This is a genomic window from Kordia sp. (assembly GCF_022447245.1).
Lineage (GTDB): Bacteria > Bacteroidota > Bacteroidia > Flavobacteriales > Flavobacteriaceae > Kordia.
In genome coordinates this window covers 16,634-41,611 of record NZ_JAKVBC010000034.1, presented here as the reverse complement: position 1 = coordinate 41,611, position 24,978 = coordinate 16,634, and the positions used below count along the sequence as shown (strand labels likewise).

Annotated in this window: 21 protein-coding genes; 3 read left to right on the top strand and 18 right to left on the bottom strand. The window is 33.2% G+C overall.

Translation table 11 applies throughout. The annotated features are described in order from the left end of the window. Positions 1 to 42 precede the first annotated feature (42 nt). Entirely contained in the window at positions 43 to 501 is a 459-nt protein-coding gene (locus tag MK119_RS19235) for a GAF domain-containing protein (RefSeq protein WP_290682308.1), read from the bottom strand. Between the two features lie 83 nt (positions 502 to 584). Between MK119_RS19235 and xrtF the strand changes: the two genes are divergently transcribed. Together xrtF and MK119_RS19225 are read left to right on the top strand one after the other, a co-directional pair. Then, a complete protein-coding gene (gene xrtF, locus MK119_RS19230) occupies positions 585 to 1,196 on the top strand; it encodes an exosortase family protein XrtF (RefSeq protein ID WP_290682304.1) in 612 nt (203 codons plus the stop codon). Then, on the top strand, positions 1,197 to 1,637 hold the full coding sequence (locus tag MK119_RS19225) for an exosortase F system-associated protein (protein ID WP_290682301.1): 441 nt from the start codon (positions 1,197 to 1,199) through the stop codon (positions 1,635 to 1,637). It abuts the gene before it with no gap. Here MK119_RS19225 and MK119_RS19220 read toward each other — a convergent pair. The 17 genes from MK119_RS19220 to miaB all read right to left on the bottom strand — a co-directional run bounded on the left by MK119_RS19220 (position 1,634) and on the right by miaB (position 23,307). Further along, positions 1,634 to 2,104 (bottom strand): hypothetical protein, encoded by a 471-nt coding sequence (locus MK119_RS19220; RefSeq protein WP_290682298.1) that lies wholly within the window; start codon positions 2,102 to 2,104, stop codon positions 1,634 to 1,636. The genes MK119_RS19225 and MK119_RS19220 overlap by 4 nt on opposite strands. 35 nt (positions 2,105 to 2,139) lie before the next feature. Next, complete coding sequence (locus MK119_RS19215; protein ID WP_290682295.1) at positions 2,140 to 2,316, bottom strand: hypothetical protein; 177 nt, start codon at positions 2,314 to 2,316, stop codon at positions 2,140 to 2,142. A 309-nt stretch (positions 2,317 to 2,625) separates the two neighbouring features. Then, positions 2,626 to 2,913, bottom strand: coding sequence for a hypothetical protein (locus tag MK119_RS19210; RefSeq protein ID WP_290682292.1), 288 nt, complete (start codon positions 2,911 to 2,913; stop codon positions 2,626 to 2,628). 44 nt (positions 2,914 to 2,957) lie between these two features. After that, complete coding sequence (locus MK119_RS19205) at positions 2,958 to 3,389, bottom strand: hypothetical protein (protein WP_290682290.1); 432 nt, start codon at positions 3,387 to 3,389, stop codon at positions 2,958 to 2,960. A gap of 556 nt (positions 3,390 to 3,945) precedes the next feature. Continuing rightward, on the bottom strand, positions 3,946 to 6,345 hold the full coding sequence (locus tag MK119_RS19200; RefSeq protein WP_290682287.1) for a Plug domain-containing protein: 2,400 nt from the start codon (positions 6,343 to 6,345) through the stop codon (positions 3,946 to 3,948). A gap of 258 nt (positions 6,346 to 6,603) precedes the next feature. Beyond that, positions 6,604 to 9,009 carry a hypothetical protein gene (locus MK119_RS19195; RefSeq protein WP_290682284.1) on the bottom strand — a complete coding sequence of 802 codons (2,406 nt, stop codon included), beginning with the start codon at positions 9,007 to 9,009 and terminating at the stop codon, positions 6,604 to 6,606. A gap of 276 nt (positions 9,010 to 9,285) precedes the next feature. Next, positions 9,286 to 11,628: a hypothetical protein gene (locus MK119_RS19190; RefSeq protein ID WP_290682281.1), complete on the bottom strand. Its 2,343-nt coding sequence runs from the start codon at positions 11,626 to 11,628 to the stop codon at positions 9,286 to 9,288. A 242-nt stretch (positions 11,629 to 11,870) separates the two neighbouring features. Further along, a complete protein-coding gene (locus MK119_RS19185; RefSeq protein ID WP_290682278.1) occupies positions 11,871 to 14,219 on the bottom strand; it encodes a hypothetical protein in 2,349 nt (782 codons plus the stop codon). Between the two features lie 124 nt (positions 14,220 to 14,343). Continuing rightward, positions 14,344 to 15,981: a chaperonin GroEL gene (gene groL, locus MK119_RS19180; protein ID WP_290682276.1), complete on the bottom strand. Its 1,638-nt coding sequence runs from the start codon at positions 15,979 to 15,981 to the stop codon at positions 14,344 to 14,346. A gap of 58 nt (positions 15,982 to 16,039) precedes the next feature. After that, positions 16,040 to 16,318: a co-chaperone GroES gene (locus MK119_RS19175; RefSeq protein WP_290682273.1), complete on the bottom strand. Its 279-nt coding sequence runs from the start codon at positions 16,316 to 16,318 to the stop codon at positions 16,040 to 16,042. A 152-nt stretch (positions 16,319 to 16,470) separates the two neighbouring features. After that, on the bottom strand, positions 16,471 to 16,824 hold the full coding sequence (gene secG, locus MK119_RS19170; RefSeq protein WP_290682270.1) for a preprotein translocase subunit SecG: 354 nt from the start codon (positions 16,822 to 16,824) through the stop codon (positions 16,471 to 16,473). A gap of 6 nt (positions 16,825 to 16,830) precedes the next feature. Beyond that, complete coding sequence (locus MK119_RS19165; protein ID WP_290682267.1) at positions 16,831 to 17,967, bottom strand: tetratricopeptide repeat protein; 1,137 nt, start codon at positions 17,965 to 17,967, stop codon at positions 16,831 to 16,833. Position 17,968: 1 nt separating this feature from the next. Next, on the bottom strand, positions 17,969 to 18,472 hold the full coding sequence (locus tag MK119_RS19160; protein ID WP_290682264.1) for an LptE family protein: 504 nt from the start codon (positions 18,470 to 18,472) through the stop codon (positions 17,969 to 17,971). Positions 18,473 to 18,490: 18 nt separating this feature from the next. After that, positions 18,491 to 19,753: a sigma-54 dependent transcriptional regulator gene (locus MK119_RS19155; RefSeq protein ID WP_290682261.1), complete on the bottom strand. Its 1,263-nt coding sequence runs from the start codon at positions 19,751 to 19,753 to the stop codon at positions 18,491 to 18,493. A gap of 18 nt (positions 19,754 to 19,771) precedes the next feature. Continuing rightward, entirely contained in the window at positions 19,772 to 20,758 is a 987-nt protein-coding gene (locus MK119_RS19150) for a hypothetical protein (RefSeq protein WP_290682258.1), read from the bottom strand. A 100-nt stretch (positions 20,759 to 20,858) separates the two neighbouring features. Next, a complete protein-coding gene (locus MK119_RS19145) occupies positions 20,859 to 21,821 on the bottom strand; it encodes a hypothetical protein (RefSeq protein WP_290682255.1) in 963 nt (320 codons plus the stop codon). Between the two features lie 40 nt (positions 21,822 to 21,861). After that, entirely contained in the window at positions 21,862 to 23,307 is a 1,446-nt protein-coding gene (gene miaB / locus MK119_RS19140; RefSeq protein ID WP_290682252.1) for a tRNA (N6-isopentenyl adenosine(37)-C2)-methylthiotransferase MiaB, read from the bottom strand. Positions 23,308 to 23,469: 162 nt separating this feature from the next. Here miaB and MK119_RS19135 point away from each other — a divergent pair, with 162 nt between their 5' ends. After that, on the top strand, positions 23,470 to 24,705 hold the full coding sequence (locus tag MK119_RS19135) for a hypothetical protein (protein ID WP_290682250.1): 1,236 nt from the start codon (positions 23,470 to 23,472) through the stop codon (positions 24,703 to 24,705). Positions 24,706 to 24,978 lie beyond the last annotated feature (273 nt).

Genomic DNA, 24,978 nt, shown 5'->3' with positions numbered 1-24,978 from the left:
ATAGTGAACGCCAGCTTTTAAAAATATTGTGATTGTAAAAGTTTAGGAAAGTATTTCTGCCACTTTTGCGTTGATGAATTCTAAAAATTCTTCGTCTTCTTTAGTAAAAGGATCTGGAGTATGCGAATCAATATCGATTTGTCCAATATTTTCACCATTTACAAATAATGGAATGACAATTTCAGCTTTTACATGAATGCTACATGCAATGTAATTGTCTTGTGCCTTTACATCAGGAACCAAAAAGTTTTCGTTAGAAACTGCTACTTGTCCACAGATTCCTTTTCCAAAAGGAATAATTGTATGATCGGTTGGCTCGCCAGCGAAGGCACGTAATTTTAATTCAGGTTTGTCTCCGTTTTTAAAGTAAAATCCAACCCAGTCATAATGATCTATATTTTCTTGAAGTAATTCACACACTTTTGTCATACGATCGTCTACGGAAAGTGCATCGTTAGAGATAATGTTTGCAATTTCGGGCTTATATGTTGCTAATGTCATGTTTTTTAACTTAAATTTTGACAAAAATAGTCGAAAAAAATCTAAAAATCTTTCATGAGATTGCGAATAAAGCGACTTCGAAAATGAATTTGACAAATTTTGTAGAAAATGTGATATTTCAATGCTTTTACTGTAAGTTTGTAGGACTTGAAATCATCTTTACAATTGTGGTAGAAAGCATTCAAAAATATAAATCAGCTTTAGGTTTTATTATAAAATTCTTTATCGTGTACGCGATATTGACGTATTTCTATAGTTTGTATTTATCGAATTTTGAAGGCGAACCCGATGGTGTTACTCGTTTAGTTGCCAATCAAACCGAAAGTATTATCAATACGTTGGGATATACAGCTAATGTTGAAGTGCATGAATCTGAACCTACGATGAAATTGCTAGTTCATGGCAATTATGTGGGACGTATTGTAGAAGGTTGCAATTCTATTAGCGTGTTAATTTTATTTGTCACTTTTGTGATTGCCTTTACAGGGAATTTAAAAAATACGATTCTTTTTATTCTTGTTGGAAGTGTCTTGGTGTACTTAGCAAATTTGCTGCGTATTGTTATTTTGGGTATTGGATTGTATAGCTTTCCTGATAAAGAATATTTGCTGCACCAAATTGTGTTTCCTACGATTATCTATGGAATGGTATTTTCGTTATGGATGTTTTGGGTACAAAAATTTTCAAAAAAGTAAATGAAGAAAGTTTGGAAATATATTGTTATTGGATTCCTTTTCGGATTGCTTGTGTTGATACGAGCTTTCGAGAATGAATTGTTTTATGATCCATTTTTAAATTTTTTTAAGTACGATTATTTTCAAGGAACGATTCCTGAGTACGAGACTTGGTCTTTATTTTTTAGTCATGTCTTTCGTTATGGTTTGAACATGCTAGTTTCTTTAGTCATTATTTATATTTCTTTTGAAAATATGAGTGTTGTTAAATTTTCCTTGGGTTTGTATTTAGTAGCTTTTATAATTTTAGTTTCGCTCTATTTTTATCTGATCAAACACGATTTAGCAGAAGATTATCTGCTTACGTTTTATATACGACGCTTTTTGATTCAACCACTTTTTGTGCTGATTTTGTTACCAGCATTCTACTATCAGCGCAAAATAAAGCATGAAGAGTTTTAGTTGTAAATGTTAATAACTTTTTGTTGAGAAATCAGTCCTCCATCTTTGCTTACTCCTTCTATATGCAATGTAATTTCTTCTGTTCCAAGGTTTGGAATTTTTATTTGATGTATGCCTGCTCTTGAAATTGAAACATTTGCTTTCCAATCAATCACGCCAAACTGATTGAAGTTTTTGCTAGATAAGGTTTCATATCTAGGTGCATAATATGTTTTGGTTTCTGTGAAGCCAACAGGAGCTCCAGACCTTATATAGTTTTTACTTGCTTTGTCTTTGAATAGAGGATTACTTCTTAAATAGATTTTGATAACACCAGCGCTAGCATCAATCAAACTATATCCGTATGCGTTTCTACTGACAGTTATTTTTTTTACATCTGCAGTAGATAGATTGCTAATGAAATCAAAATTTTCCAATTGCACATCATCAATAAATATATATAGAGATATTGACTTTACATGTGTCATCGGTTTTTTAGTTGAAGTACTCAATCTGCAACCTCTTATGTGATCAACAATAACATTGTAGCCATAATTCTGAGTATATCGGTTACTTTTGGGAATCTATAAGTAAGATCAAGATCTACATTAAATTCTTTTAAATCTAACAACAAAGTATCTGGATGGTTGGCTTTTTCTTTTTTCTTTCCTTCCAAAATGACAGGATCTAAGGCTTCCATACCATCACTAATGTCAAAGGCTTTTATTTTACGAATGACTCCATTTTTTTGCTGGTTTCGGAAACAGAGAATACATCATCTGTAATGAAGTCTTCATTTAAAAGATCGTACTGTAAATATACTTTAGGTTTAAAAACTTTTTTCGTGAATTCGCATACGAAATCTTGATATCTTCTCCGTCTTTAGGAAAAAAGGAGGCAAATGTAAATTTTCGATCTTTATCAATAGGAACATACAATGCATCTTCAAAGTTGCCTTTCTGAATACAAATGCCTTTTACATTTTTTATGGGATAGTTGACAACACCACTTAAGGAGATTTCGTTGGTAAAGATTGGTTTCTTACTTTCGTCATTATTAAATTGGTTGTCCAGTCATACTTGCTCCAACCTTGAGTAATAAGGAGTAAATCTAGATTTTGTCGAGTGTTTACTTTGTTGTTTTTAAAGTAATAGGAAGGATTTTCAAAAAAGCCTTTTATATAGGGTTTTAAATAAGTAGATGAAAAACTATTGTGTGCATGATTATAGCTTTGGGTTGTTGTTAACACAGAGATACTTACGGTTGCATCATTTGTGTTTTTTTTATTTTTAATCATTAATAAGTCTAACGTAATAGAGTCTTTGGAAGTCTTTGATTTTTTTACAGTAAACGCTGTTTTCGAAGGAAATACTCATTAAAAAACATACGTTCTGCAATGGGAACTCTATTTTTAAAAAGTGTAACGGTATTTATTCCATTAAAAATTTCTTTTTTGGCAATCGCTTGTGATATGTGTACATCATTTATGGATAACGGAATTGTTTTAGATTGTCCATCTTTATGAATGAATAGTGTGAATGTGTCTTTGTCTGTTGTAGTTAAGGTTGCTTTGTTTGTGTGAATATTTATATAAACACTATCTCTTTGAATATTGTCTACAACAATGTTAAATCCTACTTGTTTTGCTTTGGGAAGTGTTTTGTGAAGTTCAGTATTTTGAGCAAGTTTAATTTTTGCAGTATATGTTTCATTTGCCAAAGCTTCTAGGTAAAAACTTCCTATGCCCAAATGATTGCTAGAAAATTCAGCCACAACCATATTATTTTTATCTTGAATAATGCCAGAACATTGCACACCTTTTCCTGACGAAATGATCGCTTTGAAAGCGACACGTTTTTAGTGTTTTCAAAAATATGACCACTTTTGTTGCACCAATGATGATGATTTTTTCAATATAATCTATGTTGAACAATGCATTGTTTTTTTGTGTACACTTGCTTTTATGAAATAGTTTCTTGAGGTAATTTCTTTATTAATTTTAAGGTTTCCAGTTGCTATTCCGTTTTCTATATGGAATAATTTTTTTGAGATTTTAATGCCTTTTACGTCATAGATATTTATAAAAATAGTTGCCGCATCGTTTGAAGTTTTTTTTTTACGATCTAGCAGATATGCTTGAAACCATATTTCTTCTCCGATTAAATAGGTAGATTTGTTTTAAATGAAGAAACAAAGCTTCACAATGGAAATCAAAATAGCGTTCATAGCTATTTTGTATCGTTGTATTTATTTGAGCAAACGAATGATATGAAATGAACAACAGTAAAAGGATACTACAATAATGTTTTTTCATGGCAGTTTTTTGTAATTATTTGCTTTGTTTTTTTATCGCAATAATTCTTCTTTCAGAAATTAAACTACCATCTTTCGAAATTCCTTCAATAAACATTGTAATAGCTTTTACATTTTTATGTTTAACGGTAAAATTGAATGGTCCTCTTCGTGGAATTGTATTATTTGGACGCCAATCAATGGCGCCATATTTTTTAAAAGTGTCATCGTAGAATGATCGATACTTAGGATCATAGTATTTTTTTGCTACACTAAAACCAATAGGTGGTGTATATTCAACATACGATTCTCTTCTTCCTTTAGCTGTTGGAGTTAAAGGTGTTCTTCTGGAGTAAATTTTAATCACACCGCCAATACCTCGTACACCATATCCTTGTCCTGTTTTATTAATTACAACACGGTCTACATTTGCGGTAGAGAAGTTTCGTAAAATACTAAAGTCTGAAAGCGGAATTCCATCTAAAAAAATCAAAGGCGATGTGGTTCCAGGTCGATTACCACCTTCTAACGTCCGTCGGTTTCTTGTGAAAATGAGTAGGTTTTGCATATCAAAAGGATCGTCTGCTACATCCCAACCGCTATTAAGAATAATGTCTTTTACTTGCGGATACTGTAAATATTCATCAACACTAATTTTTATTTCCTTTCCGTTAGCCATCATTGGATCCGTAGTTTCTTTTTCGTTTTTGTTAGAACCTTCTAAAAGTACCACGTCCAAAGCTTCAGCATCTTTCGGGAAAAATCCATCAGGAAGAATGAATATATTGTTTTTGTTTAAGAAGGAGCGATCTACAATTGCGTTTTCAGGAATATTGTCTTTTTTAATAGTTGCGCTATACGTTAAGTATAATTTTGGTTTGAGAAACTCTTCTTTGCTATTGATGTATGAAAAACGCAATTGTTCATCAACTTGTGGATATAAATTTTTAATGACAAATTTTCGCTCTTTGTCAATTGGGACATATTGTGCAGGTAACTCTCTGGTATCATGCAAAAATACACCTCTGATATTTTTTGTTGGATAGTTTACAGTACCTTTAATTGTAATTCCTTGTGCAGCTGTTTGTTTTTTAGGTGTGTTTTGGAAAATATCTGTCCAGTCATAAGCACTCCAGCCTTGTGTAATGAGTAGAGCATCTAGGGCTTTTCGTTTGGTTTTTGAGTTGTTTGGAAAGTAATATTTTGGATTTTCAATTTCCCCACGTACATAAGGTTTAAGATAAAAACTAGAAAAAATACTATGTGCAGGATTGTAAGCTTCTGTGCTTTCTGGAAGTATTGAAATACTTACATTGGCATCTAAAATTCCAGCTCTTCTTTTTATAAGATATATTGAAAATTGTGAATAGTCTTTTTCAGTTACTGTCTTTTTAACCGTTACAGAAAGGTGTTTTTCTAATTTTTTATTGAAAAACATACGTTCGAGAATTGGAATTTTTCCATCGAATAAAGTAATGGTGTTTACGCCATTAAAAAGTCCTTTCCTAGCAATTGTCAATCCAACCTTTTCAGAATTGTTAAAAGAAAAGGGCATCGAACGCGCTTTTCCATCTTTATGAATAAAAAGAGTGTATTCTTTGGAAACAATACTACGCAATGTTTCAGCATTGGTATTTACGGAAATCCTGATACTGTCCTTTTCAATATTATTCACCTGAATGGCAATACCAGTATTTTCTACTTTTGGCAAGCGTTTTTGACTTGTATCTTCTTCTTTAAAAGTAGTTTTTGCAGTGTAAATGTGGTTGTTTTTTGGAGAAAGTTTGAATGTTCCAATTCCGTAGTTGTTACTCTCAAAAGTAGTGACTTCTTCATTATTTTCATCATAAATACTTCCTTTGGTGTAGACTCCTTTTCCTTCTTTGTTGATTGCTTTAAAGGCAATAGTATTTTCTATGTTTTTCACCAAATGACCACCTTCAGGTAAAAATTGGATATCATATTTTTCGGTACTATTATTATTTTGGATATCGGTAGCAGCGTTTTTTCCATAGATAGTAATTTCTTCAATAAAAACATTGTCGGTTGCTTCGTCAAGCATATATTGTGTAGCTGCTTTGATATAATACGTGCCAGAATTGAGTTCTTTATCAAGCTCTAGATTTCCATGTGCCAATCCATTGCGAATTCGAATGAGTTTTTGGATAATTTGTTCCCCTTGCTTATCATACAATCCTACATATAAATTGGTAGAAACTTTTGAAATTTCTTCATCTTTTTTATTGAAAATATAGCTTTTAAACCATATTTCTTCACCAACTAAATAACTGGTTTTGTTGAGATGAATATGAATAACTTCCTCATGAGATGCTTTAAAATACTTTTGGTATTGTTCGCTAATGGCAGCATTATTCTGTGAAAATACACAGCATGAAATGCATAATAAAAGGTAAAAGCAGTAGTGGTTTTTTTTCATAAGTAATAGTTCGTCAGTTATATTTCATCTAAAAACAACATTAAGAAATAACTTCACAAACGAGATTTTAGTGTGAAAATGAATTCTACTGGGAACAATTCATTTCTAAATGGGGATTTTTTAGAAATTATATAAGAATGGGGATTCTTATGTAAAACGCTATTGGCCATTATATTCGAAATATCATTTCAAATTTAGTAGTTTTAGTTTAAGTTCTTTTAAAGATACTTCTTTTTTTGAATTTAGTTTGCGTGTAAGTTATCGTATTTGAATTGTTCTTTTTTCTGAAATTAAACTACCATCTTTTGAGATGCCTTCAATAAACAATGTAATAGCTTCTACATTTTTATGTTTAATAGTGAAATCAAGTGATCCTCTTCGTGGTATCACATTATTGGGTCGCCAGTCAATTGCACCAAATTTTAGAAAAGTATCGTCTGTAAATGATCTATATTTTGGTTCATAATATTGTTTGGCTACACTAAAACCAATAGGAGGAGTATATTCAACATAGGATTCTCTACTGCCTTTTGTTGTGGGAGTTAATGGAGTGTTTCTTGAGTAAATTTTTATCACACCACCAATGCCTCGCATTCCATATCCTTGCCCAGTTTTATTGATCACCACACGATCTAAATGTGCTGTTGAGAAGCTTCGTAAAAAGTTGACATCTGTCATTAGGACATCGTCTAAAAAAATTAGCGGAGATATCTTACTCACAGAGTCTCCTTCTACTATTGCAATATCTCCACCTTCTATGGATCTTCTACTTCTTACGTTAATAGATAATTTACCTAGTTTCCATGGATCTTCAGATACATTAAAACCATTGTCAATAATTATATCGGTTACTTGTGGATAATGTAAATATTCCATAACCCCAATTTTGATTTCTTTTGCATTAACCATCATTGGATCTATGTGTATTTTTTCTTTTTTATTTTCACCTTTTAATACTACTTGTTCAAGGTTTTCGGCGTCTTTTGGGAAAAAATCATCAGGAAGTTTAAAAATCTTATACTTGTTTAAAAATGAACGGTCAATGCATGCGTTTTTTGGAAGAAAATCTTTTTTAGTGTTTGCGTCGCAAGTCAAATAAAGCTTTGGTTTTAGGAATTCTTCTTTGTTATTAACGTATGAAAAGCGCAGTTGTTCATTTTCTTGCGGAAATAAATTTTTTATTACAAATTTACGCTCTTTATCAATTGGAATGTATTGCGCAGGTAGCTCTTTGGTGTCGTGTAAAAAGACGCCTCTAATACGCTTTGTTGGATAGTTTACAGTTCCTTTGATTGTAATTCCTTGTGCTATTTTTTGTTTTTTTGAAACATCTTTAAAAATAGTATTCCAATCATACGCACTCCAACCTTGTGTAATAAGCAAATTATCTAAGGCTTTTCGTTTGGTTTTTGTGTTGTTAGGGAAATAGTTTTTCGGATTTTCAATTTCACCTCGTACATAAGGTCTTAGGTAGAAGCTTGAATATATATTATGTGCAGGATTGTATGCTTCTGTAGTTTCTGGCAGTATGGAAATACTCACATTGGCTTCTAATATCCCAGTTTTTCTTTTCACAAGATAGAGAGAAAATCTTGAGTAGTCATTTTCGGTGATATTCTTTTTTACCATTACAGATAGCTGTTTTTCTGTTTTTTTATTGAAAAACATACGCTCTAGAATTGGAATTTTCCCATCAAATAAAGTAATGGTATTAATGCCATTAAAAAGACCTCTTCTAGCAATGGTTAATATAACCGTTTCAGTATTATTAAAAGAAAAAGGCATGGAGCGCGCTTTTCCATCTTTATGAATTAATACACTATATTCTTTAGAAACAATACTTTGTAAAGTTTCTTTGTTGGTATGCATTGAAATTTTAATACTATCTTTTTCAATAGCATTTACTTGGATAGTGATCCCTGTGTTTTCAATATTAGGCAAAAGTTTTTCGCTAGTTGCGCCCTCTAAGAATTTCGTTTTAGCTGTATATGTGTGGTTGTTTTTTGGAGAAAGTTTAAAAGTGCCAATTCCGTAGTTATTACTTTCAAAAGTAGTGACTTCGTTGTTATTTTGGTCATAAATAGTGCCAGTAACATGTACACCTTTTCCATTTTGGTCAATTGCTTTAAAAGCAATATTGTTTTCAGCATTTTTTACAATATGTCCGCCTTCAGGTAAAAATTGAATGTCATATTTTTTAACAGCATCATTTTGCTGTATTTCAGAAACATCATGTCCGTATATGGTAATTTCCTCAATAAATCTGTTGCTTGAGTTTTTATTGAGCATGAGCTGTGTGGCTGCTTTAATGTAGTAGGTTCCTGAATTTAATTCTTTGTCTAATTCTAGGTTTCCATACGCTAATCCTTCATGAATACGAATCAGCTTTTTAGTAATTTGTGTTCCATCGTTGTCATATAATCCTACATATAAATTGGTAGATGTTTTTGAGATTTCTTCGTCTTTTTTATTAAAAATATAGCCTTTAAACCATATTTCTTCGCCAACTAAATAGGAAGTTTTGTTGAGGTGAATGTGGATGGTTTCCTCATAAGAAGTCCTAAAATGTTTTTGATATTGTTTGTGAATAGTGGCATTTTGCTGAGAAAATGCGTAGCATGCAATAGATGCTAAAAGGTAAAAGCAGTAGTAATTTTTTTTCATAAATAAAAGGTTCGTCAGTTTCAGTTCGTTTTGAAAAAATTGCAATCAAGAAGTAACTTCAAGACTGAAATTTAAATTCGAAATTGAATAGTACTGGGAACAATTCATTTTCTAAATGGGGATTTTGGAAATTCTAATGGGGTTAAGGGGCTAGGGTAAAAACTATCAACTACTATATTCAAAATACTATTTAAAATACTATTTAAAATATAGTAGTTTAGTATTTATTCTGATTCAAATATACTGCTTTTTTTTTAATTTTTCAGTACATGCTAATTATCGTACTTGAATAGTTTTCTTTTCTGAAATCAATTCGCCACTTTCGGAAATTCCTTCAATGAATAGCGTAATGTTCTTGGTGCGTGTATCATATATTTTGAAAGTATTGGCTTGCGCTGAGGTAAGTTTAATTTCAGGAATCCATGAAATTGCGCCGTATTTTTCAAATGTACTACTAAGGTATGAAGCGTATTTTGGGACATAATATTCTTTTGTTGGTGTAAATGCTTTAGTAGTTTTAGTTCCAGAATACATAGCTTCGCTAGGTCCTTTTTTGAACAGCGGAGTTCTGCGCGAAAATATTCTAATAACACCGCCAAAACCAGCATTCATTCCTTCTCCCTGTCCAGTTTTGTCAATGACAATTTTTTCAACATTTGCAGTTGATAGACCGAATAAAATGGTAAAGTTGGTCAGTCGAGCACCATCAAAATAAATAACAGGCGCAGCTCTTGGACGTCTGCGAATTAAAATAGAAACTTGTCCTAAGTTTTCATATACATCATAGCCGTTGTCTTGAATAAAATCAGTGATATTGAAGTAACGTTCATATTCGCGTTGTGTGATTTGTGTCACCTTAGCATTCATTAAGATTGGATCTTTTTCTTCTTTTTTCTTTACTGCCCTAATGACCACTTCATCCAATTGTTTAGCATCTTCATAGAAGAAGTTTTTAGGTACTTTGAAGTCTGAACTATTTGAAGAAACTGCAGTAACTTCACTTAAAACAGCTTCCGTAATTTTATCATTTCCATCAGAAACCTTGAATTGTAAGTATACACTTGGCTTTTTAAAGAGCCCTTTTTTAGTCATGTATGAGAGGCGAATTTCTTCACCTTCTTCTAAAAATAAATTAGTCAATGTGAACTTTTGATCTTTATCTAAGTCTATGAATCGAGCAGCATGATTTTTAGTAGCATATAAAAATAAACGATCAATTCCAGAAGTTGGACGATTTACTCTTCCAGATACAGTAATCCCTGTTTCAAAACTTTTTAATCCATTTGGCTTTTCTTCAAAAATATTTTTCCAGTCATAACGACTCCATCCTTGTGTCAATAATAAAATATCAAGTTCATATTTTTTCTTTCGATCCATATTTGTGAAATAATATTGCGGATTCTCCACAGTACCTTTTAGATGTGGTTTTAAATAGAAATTGGATACTATATTGTGATTAGGTTTGTAACTTTCTGTTGCTTCTGGTAGTACTGAAATGCTTAAGTTTAGATTGTCTTGCAATTGAGATTCTTTGATCGATATGGTAATAGAATCATTGCTAGCATTTGCTTTGTAAATATTAAATCTGGATTTCTTTTCAAAGGAATCATTAAAAAATAAACGTTCTATAATCGGAGTGTTGTTGTCTGTAAAAACCGTAATGGTATTGATACCTTTGAACAAGTCTTCTTTAAGAACGGTCACTATTTTTTCTGGTGTATTATCAAATGAAAACTTAATAGTTTTTTGTTTTCCATTTTGATGAATTAATACTTTATATTTTTTGGTAGGATTGCTATCTAATGTGGCAATATTTGTATTAAAGTTCAGAATCAATTCATCTTCAAAGGTTTGATTTACAATAAGAGAAATTCCTTTATTCTTAGCAGTTGGTAATGTTTGTGTGATTGTTTTACCACTTTCCAATTCAATTTTAGCAGTATACTGTTGATTGGCTTTTGGATAGAATAAAAATTTACCCAAACCTCTATTGTTTCCTTTGAATGAAGTAATTTCTTTTTGATTGGAATCATAAATTACACCATTAGCGATGACACCTTTTCCTTGTGTGTTGATGACTTTAAAACCAACAATATTTTTGGTGTCTGCTACTAGGTTTCCACCTTCAGGAAGAAATTGAAAATCATAGCGCTCCACTTCTTCTAATGCATCTTTTTTGACAGGTTTTTCAGTGATAATCTCTATTTTCTGAATAAAAGCATTGCTCTCCTTGAAGTTTTTCATCCAATTTGTTTCTGCTTTTAGATAATAGGTTCCGGCGGTATAGGTGGAATCAATCATCAAATTTCCTTTGGCAAATCCGTCTTCTGCTTTAAATAATGCTTTCTTTACCTGATTTCCTTTGGCATCGTAAATACCAACATGAATATTGGTTGTTGCTTTAGAAGTGAGCTGATTTTTTTGATCAAAAGTATACCCTTTGAACCAAATTTCTTCTCCTGTAAAATAAGTAGTTTTGTTCAAATGTACATACAGCGCTTCTCTTGGTAACGTAAAGTAGGCTGCATATTCATCTTCGACAGTCTTTTTTTGTTGTCCATAAATACTTGACATGGTAGACATGGCGACAAGTATTAGTAGCATGCAATTTTTTTTCATAATAGCTTTAGTTTTAATGTTAATACTACAATTGCAACAAAAAAAATGCCAACAAAAATGTTTTTTAAAATAGTTTCTGAAATGCGTTATTTTTATTTCTGAAACACTAAATATTTGACATGAATTCGTGTTTATTTTCATATAAAGTTACAGCTAAAAGTGATATTTAAAAGTTGTTTTAAGAAAATTTTAATATAAGAAGAAAACCTCTCAAGTGCATGCCACTGAAAGGCTTTTCTGTATTACCTTACTTGAATTGTTTTTCGTTCAGAGATTAAATCTCCATTTTCAGAAATTCCTTCGATGAATAGCGTCACATTTTTGGTGTACGTATCATATATTTTGAAACTTGTAGGTTTTTCAGTGTTTAATTCTAATGTTGGAATCCACGAAATAGTTCCATATTTCTTGAAAATAGGATTGAGGTACGAACTATAGTTTGGCGCATAGTATTCTTTTCCAGTGGTGAAAGCCTTAGTTGTTTTAGTTGATAAATATACAATGTCATTAGCGCCATGCTTGAATAAAGGTTCTTCACGGGTATAAATTTTTATGATTCCATTTGCATGTCCTCCATTAATAGGAATATAGCTAAATCTATCAACTACAATGCGTTCAATATTAGCCAATGAAAGATTGTATAAAATTCGCATTTCTGGATCGCGAATTAGTCTATTGTTGAAAAATACTTTAGGAATTCCTCTTCTTGTGGATCTATGTCGAATCGTTACAGCTCCGCCAGCTTGTGAGGCATCAAAACCATTAAAAAGAAGAAATTGCACTACGTTGTAGTGATTGTAATAATCTTGCTCGGTAATGTCAGTTACTTCAGGACTTTCCATAAACGGATCTTCATAGGCCAATCTTGAGTTTTCGGCTTCTAATACTACTGCATCAAGAGCTTCTACTTTTTCAGAAAGGAAGTCTTTCGGAATAGAAAAGTCTGCTGCTGTTGTTGTGATGTTTTTTGTTTCATTCAAATAAACTTCTGAGATTTTGTCTTCTTTGTCAGTGACTAAAAAACGCAGATACATGCTTGGCTTTTTGAAGGTTCCTTTTGTATTGATATATGAAAACCGGACTTCTTCCTCTTCTTCCAAAAACAAACCTGTGAGTGTAAATTTTTGATTTTCATCTAGATCGATGAATTTTCCATTATGATTTTTTGTAGTGTGTAGGAAGATGCGTTTTACACCAGAAGCAGGTTTGTTTACGCGTCCAGAAATGGTGATTCCGTTTTCAAAAGGATGCAATGCATTTGGTTTTGAATTGAAAATATCTTTCCAGTCATAACGACTCCAACCTTGTGTGAGTAGTAAAATATCCAATTCGTATTTTTTCTTTCTGTCCATTTTATGAAAGTAGTATTGCGGATTTTCCACAAAGCCTTTTACATGCGGTTTTAGGTAGAAATTTGACAGAATGTTGTGTGTAGGATTGTAACTTTCAGTAGTTTCTGGCAAAATAGAAATACTCACATTGGCATTTTTTCCTAGTTTTAGTTCTTTCACAGAAAGTAGAATAGAGTCATTTATTGTATTGAGCTTTGAAACCTTAATATTTGCTTGTTTGATAGCTTTTTCGTTAAAGAATAAACGCTCTAAAATAGGATGTTGCTTATCGTCAAATACAGTAATGGTATTAACTCCTTTGAATAGTTCACTTTTTGGAATACGAACTGCTTTTTTGGTGCTATCAAATTTTAAAGCAGCAGTTTTTAGTTTTCCATTTTGATGTATTAGGACTTTGTATACTTTAAATGGATTGTTTTGAAGTGTTTCTTCATTTGTGCTAAAATCAAGGATGATTTGTCCTTCTGAGAGACTTTGTAAGATCAGTGAAATTCCTTTCGAGGTTGCTTTGGGCAATTCTTTCGTAATGATAGTTCCGTTTTCAAGCGTAATTTCAGCGATGTATTGCGTGTCTTTTTTAGGTTGTAGTAAAAATTTCCCCATACCAAGTGTGTTACTTTCAAAGGAAGCAACTTGCTTTTTTTGTTCGTCATAGACAATTCCTGAAGCAGAAACGCCTTTTCCATGATCGTCGATGACTTTAAATCCAATATTGCTTGTCGTATTAGCAACAATATGGCCTCCTTCGGGTAAGAATTGAAAATCGAAACTGGCTTCTTTGGTGACTTTTTTTTCTTTGATGCTTTGGTCAGTAATGATTTCAATTTTTTGGATAAAAGCATTGTCTTCCTTGAAGTTTTTCATCCAATTGGTTGCTGCTTTTACATAATACCTACCAGCAGTAAAGGTAGAATCGATGGTAAAGTTTCCTTGCAAAACACCATCTTTAGCTTCAAAGAGTGCTTTTTTGATTTGATTTCCTTGAGCATCATACACACCAACATTGATATTGGTTGTTGCCTTTGATGAAAGCTGGTTTTTTTGGTCACATGCATAGCCTTTGAACCAAATTTCTTCTCCTGTAAAATAACTGGTTTTGTTTAAATGTAGATATAGGCTTTCTCTAGGTAATGTAAAATACGCTGCGTATTCGTTTTCAACTTGTTTTTGCTTTTGTGCGGTTGCACTCGGTAAAGAAATGATGGTAATGAGAAAAAGTAAAAGGTAGTTTTTTTTCATAGTAATGTTGGTGTTAATGTTTGGAAAAAACGCCACAAAAAGAATACCAATACTTGTTTTAAACGAAAAACCTCTCAAATACAATGATTTGAGAGGTTTTGTGTTTTAATATTCTGTGTGATGATTACATCATTCCTGGCATTCCTCCGCCCATTGGTGGCATTCCACCTCCTGCAGGAGCATCTTCTTTGATGTCAATCAATGCACATTCTGTAGTTAAGATCATTCCTGATACAGATGCGGCATTTTCTAAAGCAATACGTGTTACTTTCTTTGGATCAATGATTCCAGCTTTAAGCATGTCTACATACTCATCTGTTTTTGCATTGTAACCAAAGTCTTTTTCACCTTCCATTACTTTTGAAACGACAACACTTCCTTCGCCACCAGCGTTAGAAACAATTGTTCGTAATGGTTCTTCAATTGCACGTGCAATGATTTTGATACCAGTTACTTCGTCCAAGTTGTCAGTAGTAATACTTTCTAAAACACTTTTTGCACGAACTAAGGCAACTCCACCACCAGCAACAATTCCTTCTTCAACAGCAGCTCTTGTTGCGTGTAATGCATCATCAACTCGGTCTTTTTTCTCTTTCATTTCAACTTCAGAAGCAGCTCCAACATATAATACTGCAACTCCACCAGCTAATTTAGCTAAACGCTCTTGTAATTTTTCTTTATCGTAATCAGAAGTAGTTGATTCAATTTGTGCTTTGATTTGTCCAACACGTGTTTCAATCATTCCTGCATCACCAGCGCCATTTACAATCGTAGTATTGTCTTTGTCAATTGTGATTTTTTCGGCAGTACCTAACATTTCGATTGTAGCGTTTTCTAAAGTGAATCCTCTTTCTTCAGAAATTACAGTTCCACCAGTTAAGATGGCAATATCTTCTAACATTGCTTTTCTACGGTCACCAAAACCTGGTGCTTTTACCGCAGCAATTTTTAAGGCTCCTCTTAATTTGTTTACTACTAATGTTGCTAATGCTTCACCATCAACGTCTTCTGCAATAATTAATAAAGGCTTTCCAGTTTGTGCTACTGGCTCTAAAACTGGCATTAAGTCTTTCATAGAAGAGATTTTCTTATCAAATAATAAGATAAAAGGACTCTCTAATTCAGCTTCCATTTTTTCAGAGTTTGTTACAAAGTATGGAGATAAATATCCTCTGTCAAATTGCATTCCTTCTACAACGTCAACATACGTATCTGTTCCTTTTGCTTCTTCTACAGTAATTACACCTTCTTTACCAACTTTTCCAAAAGCTTGTGCGATTAAATCACCAACTACATCGTCATTGTTTGCAGAGATAGAAGCAATTTGTTTTATTTTTTCAGAAGAGTCCCCAACTTTTTTTGCTTGCTTATTTAAGTCTTCAACAATTGCAGTTACTGCTTTGTCAATTCCTCTTTTTAAATCCATCGGATTTGCTCCCGCAGCAACATTTTTCAATCCTTCTTTTACGATTGCTTGTGCCAATACTGTTGCAGTAGTTGTTCCGTCTCCGGCTAAATCATTTGTTCTAGAAGCTACTTCTTTTACCATTTGAGCTCCCATATTTTCTAACGCATCTTCTAGCTCAATTTCTTTTGCTACAGAAACTCCATCCTTTGTTACTGATGGTGCACCAAATGATTTGCTGATGATTACATTTCTTCCTTTAGGTCCTAAAGTTACTTTTACTGCATTTGCTAAAGCATCCACACCACGTTTGAGTCCGTCGCGTGCTTCAATATCAAATTTTATATCTTTTGCCATGATTTTTTAATTGTTTGCTACTGGCTTTCGCCTTTCGCTTAGTTTGTTATTCTTTTGATTAAATAATTGCTAAAATGTCATCTTCTCTCATGATGATGTAATCTGCACCTTCGAATTTAATTTCAGTTCCAGAGAATTTTCCATAAAGCACAGTGTCTCCAACTTTTACCGTTAACGGTTCGTCTTTTTTACCTGAACCAACAGCAACAACAGTTCCTCTTTGTTGCTTTTCTTGTGCTGAATCTGGAATGTAAAGCCCTGAAGCAGTCTTAGTTTCTGCTGGCAATGGGGCATTCAAAACTCTATCTGCTAGTGGTTTGATATTAACTTTGCTCATTTTATTGAATATTTAATTTTTTAATTGTTTGATTATTTACGTAATCCTATAAGTCAGAAATTGTGCCATTGGAAGAATACTGACAAATTGAAATAAAAAAATGCCAACTTCTGACAAGCTGGCATTTTATGTATGTTTTTTACAAAGAGTTTCTACTTACCTCCATTGTTTTCGTTTGTCGTAGTATCGTCTGTAGAATTAGTGTTTGTATCCACTGGTTGTGTTGTCTGGATACTATCTCCAGAAACTTTTGATTGTTGTCCTGTTGCGCTTAGGTTTGTAAAGTTTGTGATTAAGATTAATACAATCAATATGGTTCCTAATGCCCAAGTACTCTTATCTAAAAAGTCTGTTGTTTTCTGCACACCACCAATTTGTTGGTTTCCGCCACCACCAAAAGAAGAAGATAATCCACCACCTTTTGGATTCTGTACCATTATTACTAGCATTAATAAAAATGCTACAATAAGGATTAAGACTATAAAAATGTAATAAGTTGAACTCATTGTATATTAATTATTTTGTTGTAATTTTTTTATTGCTCGAATTTGGTCTGCAAAGAAACCACTTTTTTCTGGATATTTCAAAATTAAAATGTTATAAGCTTTAATTGCTTTTCTATATTTCTTTTGTTCCAAATATACTTTCGCCAAAGTTTCGGTCATCAACATTGATTGATCAACGTTTACTTCGTTGGCAAGGTTGATTGTTTTTTCTAGTGCTGGCTTAGGTTTTATCTTCGGATTTGTGTCTATAAACCTGTCTATCAGATCAAATCTTTTTTGTTTTTCTTCTGCTATTGGTGAAGTTTTAACTTGCTCTTCTTTCGTTTTTTCTTCTGGTGTAACTTCTTCTTTAGGCTCTTGAAGACTTTCATTAGAACGGTCAATAGGTTGTAAATTGGTTAATTGAAGCCATTCTGCAAAGGAATGTTTTTCTGCTTTGTTGAATGCTAATGGTTTTCCTAACTGTAATGTTTCTTCTGGAGTTTCTGAAGTTACTTTTATAGGTTCTTTTATTGCTTCAGTAGCTTTCTTTTCTTTGAACTTCTTCTTTTTCTTGTCCTTTTTGTCTTTCTTTTTCTGTTTCTCCTTTTCCTTAGAAGTCACTTTTTCTGTCTCAACCTTAGTTTCTGTATTTACGTCGGTCTCAACTTCATTTTCAATATCTATCTCAATTTCTCTTTCAGCTTCGGAAGTATCTTCAACTTCAGCCGCAAGTGTGATCGGAATTTGTGTTTCTTTTGGTTGAAAGAGTTCTGGGTCGAGAATGGCATTTGCTTCCTGAATCTTCGTTTTAATGGCTTCTTCCATACGAAGATTACGATCTACTTTTACTTCTTCAACGTCTACTTCTATTTCGTTGGTGTTGTTGTGAATTTCTTTGACACTGTTGGAAATTCCGTGTTGTTCAAAGGTTTTGGAAGTAATGAAATCAAATAAAATACTACGATCGGTAGTATACGCAGCTGTAATTTTTAAATGTTGGTTGTACTGAAAACTATCCTGATTTTTTAACCCTTTTAAATGCACGACACGCGCTGCCTGAAAGTATGGAAACTCTTTTGTAATTGCAGCAATGGCTTCTGTTTGTGAAGCATTGATATGTACAGGGTTTTGTAATATATATGTAAAATCAGAAATGTTCATATTACCATTTTGCTAAACTTGCGTTGAATATATCTAGGTTTAAACGTTCAAAAATTTCTTGAAATGCTGTTGCTTGTACGGATGGCAATTGTGTTGTTGCCGGATAATCAAAAAAGAACGAGAAACGTTTGTCAAAGTCGTCTTCAGGTCTGTTTTTATGTGTAAAACGAACTTGTACACCAATGGTTAAACGGTTTTGAGCAGCCGTATTGTTTGCCGTAGCACTCATTGGCGATACACGATATTCTACAATTTCACCTTCGTACACTAAGTCTCCATTAGATCGTACGAGGTCTAAGCTCGTTTGATTCTGGATAAAATCTTGTAATGATAAGGTAAAGTCTCTGCTGAGTCCAGGCTCTACAATTGGCGCATTGTTTTGGAAAAAGTTGACTTGATAGGTTTTGGCATTCAAATCACCTGTTCCGGTAAAATTATAAATTCCACAACTTACCATTGATATAGCAATGACGAGTGTTGTGATGATGATTTTTATCTTTTTCATTTGTGTGTTTTCTTAAAATTACAAATCAAATTGTTTGATTTTTCTATAGAGCGTTCGTTCAGAGATACCAAGTTCTTTAGCAGCAGCTTTTCGTTTTCCTTTGTTGCGCTCTAAGGCTTTTTTGATCAATTCTAATTCTTTATCATGCAGCGAAAGTGTTTCTTCTTCTTCCACTTCTTCTGCAAAATGATATTTATCGGTTTCAGGAATTACAGTCACTTCTGGTGGAATGGACAATAATTTTACGGGAGCAGTAGTGGTTTCTTCTTCGTGGAAAATTTCCTCATTTTCATCGTCACCATATATTTTCTGAATAAGACTTTCATTTTCTTCTTTGACTTTTTGAGAAACACCATTTTGCATGAGTTCCATGGTAAGTTTCTTTAAATCGTTTAAATCACTTTTCATATCAAAAAGCACCTTATACAGAATTTCACGTTCCGAACTAAAGTCGCTTTCACTTTTTTCATGTTCAATTACCGCAGGCAAGTTCCCTGAAGTATTTGGTAAATATTGACGTAAAGTATCTGGTGTGATAGATCGGTTTTCTTCCAATACAGAAATCTGCTCCGCAACATTTCGCAATTGACGAATATTTCCGTTCCATCGATATTTTGTCAACATATCCGTAGCTTCTTCGTTCAAACGAATGGAAGGCATTTTGTACTTCATGGCAAAATCAGAAGCAAACTTTCTAAACAATAAGTGAATATCGTCTTTTCGGGCACGTAAAGGAGGAAGAAGAATTTCAACAGTGCTTAAACGATAGTATAAATCTTCTCTGAATTTACCTTTTTTGATGGCTTCAAACATGTTTACATTCGTAGCTGCTACGATACGTACATTGGTTTTTTGTACTTTGGACGAACCAACTTTGATGAATTCACCATTTTCCAAGACTCTCAACAATCGTACTTGTGTCGTTAATGGTAATTCTCCAACTTCATCTAAAAAGATTGTTCCGTTATCAGCCACTTCAAAATATCCACTTCGGGTTTGTGTAGCACCCGTAAAAGCTCCTTTTTCATGACCAAATAATTCGCTATCAATTGTTCCTTCTGGAATAGCACCGCAGTTTACGGCAATATATTTTCCGTGTTTTCTGTGAGAAAGCGAATGAATTATTTTAGGAATACTTTCCTTTCCAACTCCACTTTCACCAGTGACCAACACAGAAATATCAGTTGGTGCAACTTGCATGGCTTTTTCTATAGCACGATTAAGCCCTGCATTGTTTCCAATGATACCGAAACGTTGTTTGATCGCTTGTATGGATTCCATTTGTTTTTGGTTCTTTTTTTAGTTTGTGTATTGAAATGTTTCGTCAATGGTGATGGTTGTGCCGTCAGGTATACTTGGAATTGAACTGAAAATAGTTCCATTTCTGCTTAAAATTCTGTCGCTAGCATCATATTGAATGTCTAATGTGGAACTTCCTTGTTGCGTAGTGACACTGGTAACATTGTTAGTGCTATGAATAATAGCTTGCCAATGCTCATATTGATCGTCGTACTCATCATTTAGAATGGAGAACAAATACAGGTCATTTAATGAGTTGCGCAACGGATTGGTATTGCTATCATACATGTAGGAGTATGTATTTGCATCTTGTCCTGTAATAACAGACGATGTTAAATTGCTATTACTGTCGTACGAAATATTTTCTGTTTTAACCACGGTACCATTTTCCATTGTTTCTCTTTTAATGAGTCTGCTTGTGTTTTCATCAAAAGTAAATTTGGTAGATAAGTTAGTTCCTTCTTTGGTACGTATGACTTCGTTGTTTAAATGTATAAATGAAAAAGTAAAATTTTCAGATGCATCTTGTAAATCTTCATAGACAATATCCGTTATTTTATCCAGATTGTATGTTACTGTAGTTCTGTTGATAAGTGTACCATCTACAGAAGTTCGGACTTCAGTTACTCTACTAAATTCATCTCTAATAACATTCCCAGCACCATTCACAGTGATACCTAAAAAGGTAAACATAGTATTTTGTGATAAAAATTGATTGTTTGCATTAATCACAAAGTCCGTTATAAATGTAGTATCATCTCCAGTTCCTGAAGAAAATGTTTTGATATAATCGTAATCAGCTAGTTGTAAAGAACCGCTTGCTGGTGGATTGGGATCCACAGGATCAGGATCTGGGTCAGGATTAGGATCTGTTGGTGTTCCTACTGATGGTTGTTCTATAAAAATCTCTCCTTCATACGGTTCATTGTCGCAGGAAAAACAGCAAAAAGCTAATACGGTTGTTGTCAGTAAAATTATTCTTTTCATCGGTTTTAGTGTTTAATAATTTCTGTCATATTTATGAAATTGACCAATACTTGTATTTAGGTTGGTAACTATGGCTGATTTCATTGTTTTTCTATACTATTTATTGGTATTGAAATGCTTCTGATTGTGTAATTACAACGCCATCTCCAAGATTAAAATTTCCATCTCTGCTAGTAATGTCGTTATTGGCATTGTAGGTTACATTGAAATCTACATTTCCGTCATTCGTTTCAATTCTTCTCCAGTTGTTAGAGGCATAAAATGTTGCTAAAACGCTTCCAACTTCACTGTCATTCTCGCTATCAAACATGGTAAGTAAGAATTGATCGTTGAATACAGATTTTAATGGGTTTGTAAACGAATCGTATACAAAAACATTATTCCCTGTATTGGCGCCACTTACCGTTGAACTTGTGCAATTTCCATTGGAATAGGTTAATACTTCAATTTGTGTGCTAGTAGTTCCAGTAAATGATTCTTTAGAGATTAACTGGCTATTGGAGTCAAATGTAAATACAGCTGATTGATTGTTTGCAGCATCTGTACGTGTTACAATTGTACCGCTGTATGCAAATGTATAGGTGTAATTTTCGGTGTTATCACCTAAATCATCATAAACTATTTGTGTGATATTGTCGCCAGTATAAGTAACTGTTGTTCTGTTGGTAACGTTTCCGCCATCCATAGATTCAGTTTGTATCACTCTTCCGTTTCCATCTCTAGTAATGGTACTTACAGAATTGTTGGTTGCGCCTAAAACAGTAGCCTGAATGTTTGCAGAAACTACAATGCCGCTGTTGACAATAAAGTCAGTGTTGACGATAATTTCACCAAAAATGGGTACGTTTGAAGTGGTGTCTAGTGAATAGGTAGAAAGCGCCGTTCCATTATTTCCGCCACCGTTGTTTCCTCCATTATTTCCACCGCCATTGTTTCCGCCACCGTTATTTCCTCCGTTGTTAGCAGGTTGTTCAATAACAATACTTGGGTCTAAAATTTCATCATTACAAGAAAGGCAGAAAAACGCTAAAAATGCGGATGTTATTAAAAAAGTTTTTTTCATCTATTTATTTTTTTTCGGTTGGAGCAAAACACACTTGTTGTTAATTGTTCTCAGAGAGTTCGATAGGTTCACCAATTAGGGTTGCTGAAGTACAATCGATTATTTTTACATTGACAAAATCACCTGGCTTGTAGTCTTCTTTTGGGAACACTACCACTGTATTTTCAGAAGTTCTTCCTTTCCAATGTGCATCTGATTTTTTAGAAGTTCCTTCAATAAGTACTTCTTTTATTTTATTAAGTTGTGCCTTTGTTCTGTAAGCACTATGTTCTAATTGTAACGCAATAATTTCTGCAAGCCTACGCTTCTTTACAGGTTCAGGCACATCGTCTTCCATTTTTCTGGCAGCCATCGTTCCTGGTCGTTCTGAATAGGCAAACATATATCCAAAATCATATTTTACATAGCGCATTAAGGATAAGGTATCTTGATGATCTTCTTCAGTTTCTGTTGGGAAACCAGCAATCATATCTTGGGAAATTCCGCACTCAGGAATAATTTCACGAATCTTATCAATCAGTCTAAAATATTCTTCACGTGTATGCAATCGATTCATTTCTGTTAAAATACGATCACTTCCACTTTGTACTGGCAAGTGAATATAATTGCAAATATTCTGATGTTTTGCCATTACACGCAATACATTTTCGTGCATGTCTTGTGGATTGGATGTTGAGAAACGAAGACGTAATTTTGGAAATTTTGTGGCAACCATATCAAGCAATTTTGCAAAATCGACAGCAGTTGCTTTTTGCATTTCTGAAGCTTTCTCAAAATCTTTTTTCACACCACCGCCATACCATAAATAGCTGTCTACGTTTTGACCAAGAAGCGTTACTTCTTTATAGTTTTTATCAACCAATTCTTGAATTTCTTCTAAAATAGATTGCGGATCACGGCTGCGTTCACGTCCACGTGTAAAAGGAACCACACAAAACGTACACATATTGTCGCAACCTCTTGTAATAGATACCAATGCGTTAATTCCGTTTGTGTTTAAACGCACAGGTGAAATATCGCCATATGTTTCTTCTTTTGAAAGAATCACATTCACCGCATTGCGTCCTTCATCAATTTCTTGTACAAGGTTTGGTAAATCTTTATATGCATCTGGTCCAACGACCATGTCTACAATTTTTTCTTCTTCTAAAAACTTGCTTTTCAAACGTTCTGCCATGCATCCTAACACACCAACTTTCATTTTTGGATTGTTTTTCTTAACGGCATTGTATTTTTCTAGACGTTTGCGTACAGTTTGTTCTGCCTTGTCTCTAATAGAACAGGTATTTACTAAAACTAAATCAGCTTCTTCCAAGCGATTGGTAGTGTTAAAACCTTCTTTTGCTAAAATAGAGGCTACAATTTCGCTATCAGAAAAATTCATCTGACAGCCATAACTTTCAATATATAGTTTTCGTGTGTTCTTTGGATCTTGTGCTAAAACAATACTTTCTCCTTGTTTGCTTTCGTCAATAATCTTCTCCATATAAATATATTCTGAACGGTGAATTCTTTATCAAATAAGGTACAAAGATAGAATTATTTCAAAGATAGTGACATAATGACATGTTAAATACCTACTTTTTCAACGCAACCTTTTTTAGATGTTTGTATCTGCTGTATAAACGAATCAAAAAACGACTTCACCATGAAAATTAATTACCTATTGTTATTTGTAGTGACTTGCCTTTTTATGTCTTGTTCAGATGATAAAGATTATGAATATGTAAATGTAGCGACGCCAATTACCATTAGCACTACAGAATTGCGTGCTTCTGTGGAAATATTACCTGCTCAAAGTATTGTAACATCTGGGAAAATTTATGCATATCAACAGTTTATTTTTGTGAATGATGTAGATAAAGGAGTGCATGTCATTGATAACAGAAACCCATTGCAACCAACAATTGTTAACTTCTTAAAAATTCCATTGAACAGAGATGTGTCAGTAAAAGGAAATTATTTGTATGCAGATAGTGGGAAAGATTTAGTGGTTTTTGATATTAGCCAGATCAATGATATACAACTGATAGGACGCGTGGAGGATGTTATTGAAAATCCGCAACAAGCTGAATATCCACAAGATGTTTCTTTCTTTGATTGGGAGAATTATAATTACGAAGAAGATATTATTATCGGTTGGGATATTGCTGTCGAACGCAGAGAAATAATAGATAATGATGTTGTAGCTTTAGAAACATCTGATGGAGGAGGAAATACAGGTTCAGGTGGATCATTGGCTCGATTTAAAATTGTAGAAGATCATTTGTATGTGGTAGATAATTATAAAATTAATGTGTTTGACATTCAAAATTTACAAACACCTGTAAAAGTAAATGAAGAGTATGTGACTTGGCAAGCAGAAACTATTTTTCATCAAGATGATAAACTATTCATTGGAACACGTACAGGAATGTATATTTACGATATTACCCAAGCAAGCTTGCCAATATATATATCAGATTTTGATCATGCTAAATTCTGTGATCCTGTAGTAGTTGATGGTAATTATGCGTATGTCACACTTCGTGCAGGCGCGAGTTGTATGGATGGAGAAATACAAATGCTAGAGAGTAGATTGGAAATTATTGATATTTCGGATATTCATAATCCGCAATTGGCAGAAACATACATTATGGATGAACCGTATGGATTGGGAATCAAAGGAGATAGATTGTTTATTTGTGATGGTGCATCAGGATTAAAAGTGTTTAATAAATCAGATATTTCTAACTTGCAATTAATACAAAACTTTAGCACAAATGATGCGTATGATGTTATTCCAATGGAAGATAAATTATTGAAAATTGGAGACAATACGTTGACTCAATATAACTACACAAATACGGGAATTGAATTGATTAGTGAATTTACAATTCAATAATCACTTTACTATTACAACTTTACACCCTGTATAACGAAGAAGCCTATTTGAAAATAGGCTTTTTTTATTTTTTGGGAACCTTTTTTAAAATGAGGGCGTCTATGTTGATAGAAACCAATTAAAAAGTTACTATGAAAAAAATATTTATGTGCTAGATTGTAATTTGTATAGTTTCCTGTGCATCCGATGATAACAATGGAACTATTATTAATAAATCTTCGCTTGAAGGATTACGTGAAGCTAATATTCAATTATTAGCAGGCAATTCTGAAA

Coding starts and splice junctions, on each gene's coding strand:
- groL (WP_290682276.1), bottom strand. CDS start 15,981: ATGGCAAAAGATATAAAATTTGATATTGAAGCACGCGACGGACTCAAA.
- MK119_RS19145 (WP_290682255.1), bottom strand. CDS start 21,821: ATGAAAAAAACTTTTTTAATAACATCCGCATTTTTAGCGTTTTTCTGC.
- MK119_RS19175 (WP_290682273.1), bottom strand. CDS start 16,318: ATGAGCAAAGTTAATATCAAACCACTAGCAGATAGAGTTTTGAATGCC.
- secG (WP_290682270.1), bottom strand. CDS start 16,824: ATGAGTTCAACTTATTACATTTTTATAGTCTTAATCCTTATTGTAGCA.
- MK119_RS19200 (WP_290682287.1), bottom strand. CDS start 6,345: ATGAAAAAAAACCACTACTGCTTTTACCTTTTATTATGCATTTCATGC.
- xrtF (WP_290682304.1), top strand. CDS start 585: ATGAATTTGACAAATTTTGTAGAAAATGTGATATTTCAATGCTTTTAC.
- MK119_RS19155 (WP_290682261.1), bottom strand. CDS start 19,753: ATGGAATCCATACAAGCGATCAAACAACGTTTCGGTATCATTGGAAAC.
- MK119_RS19135 (WP_290682250.1), top strand. CDS start 23,470: ATGAAAATTAATTACCTATTGTTATTTGTAGTGACTTGCCTTTTTATG.
- MK119_RS19165 (WP_290682267.1), bottom strand. CDS start 17,967: ATGAACATTTCTGATTTTACATATATATTACAAAACCCTGTACATATC.
- MK119_RS19220 (WP_290682298.1), bottom strand. CDS start 2,104: ATGACACATGTAAAGTCAATATCTCTATATATATTTATTGATGATGTG.
- MK119_RS19160 (WP_290682264.1), bottom strand. CDS start 18,472: ATGAAAAAGATAAAAATCATCATCACAACACTCGTCATTGCTATATCA.
- MK119_RS19235 (WP_290682308.1), bottom strand. CDS start 501: ATGACATTAGCAACATATAAGCCCGAAATTGCAAACATTATCTCTAAC.
- miaB (WP_290682252.1), bottom strand. CDS start 23,307: ATGGAGAAGATTATTGACGAAAGCAAACAAGGAGAAAGTATTGTTTTA.
- MK119_RS19215 (WP_290682295.1), bottom strand. CDS start 2,316: ATGGAAGCCTTAGATCCTGTCATTTTGGAAGGAAAGAAAAAAGAAAAA.
- MK119_RS19185 (WP_290682278.1), bottom strand. CDS start 14,219: ATGAAAAAAAACTACCTTTTACTTTTTCTCATTACCATCATTTCTTTA.
- MK119_RS19225 (WP_290682301.1), top strand. CDS start 1,197: ATGAAGAAAGTTTGGAAATATATTGTTATTGGATTCCTTTTCGGATTG.
- MK119_RS19210 (WP_290682292.1), bottom strand. CDS start 2,913: ATGATTAAAAATAAAAAAAACACAAATGATGCAACCGTAAGTATCTCT.
- MK119_RS19190 (WP_290682281.1), bottom strand. CDS start 11,628: ATGAAAAAAAATTGCATGCTACTAATACTTGTCGCCATGTCTACCATG.
- MK119_RS19150 (WP_290682258.1), bottom strand. CDS start 20,758: ATGAAAAGAATAATTTTACTGACAACAACCGTATTAGCTTTTTGCTGT.
- MK119_RS19195 (WP_290682284.1), bottom strand. CDS start 9,009: ATGAAAAAAAATTACTACTGCTTTTACCTTTTAGCATCTATTGCATGC.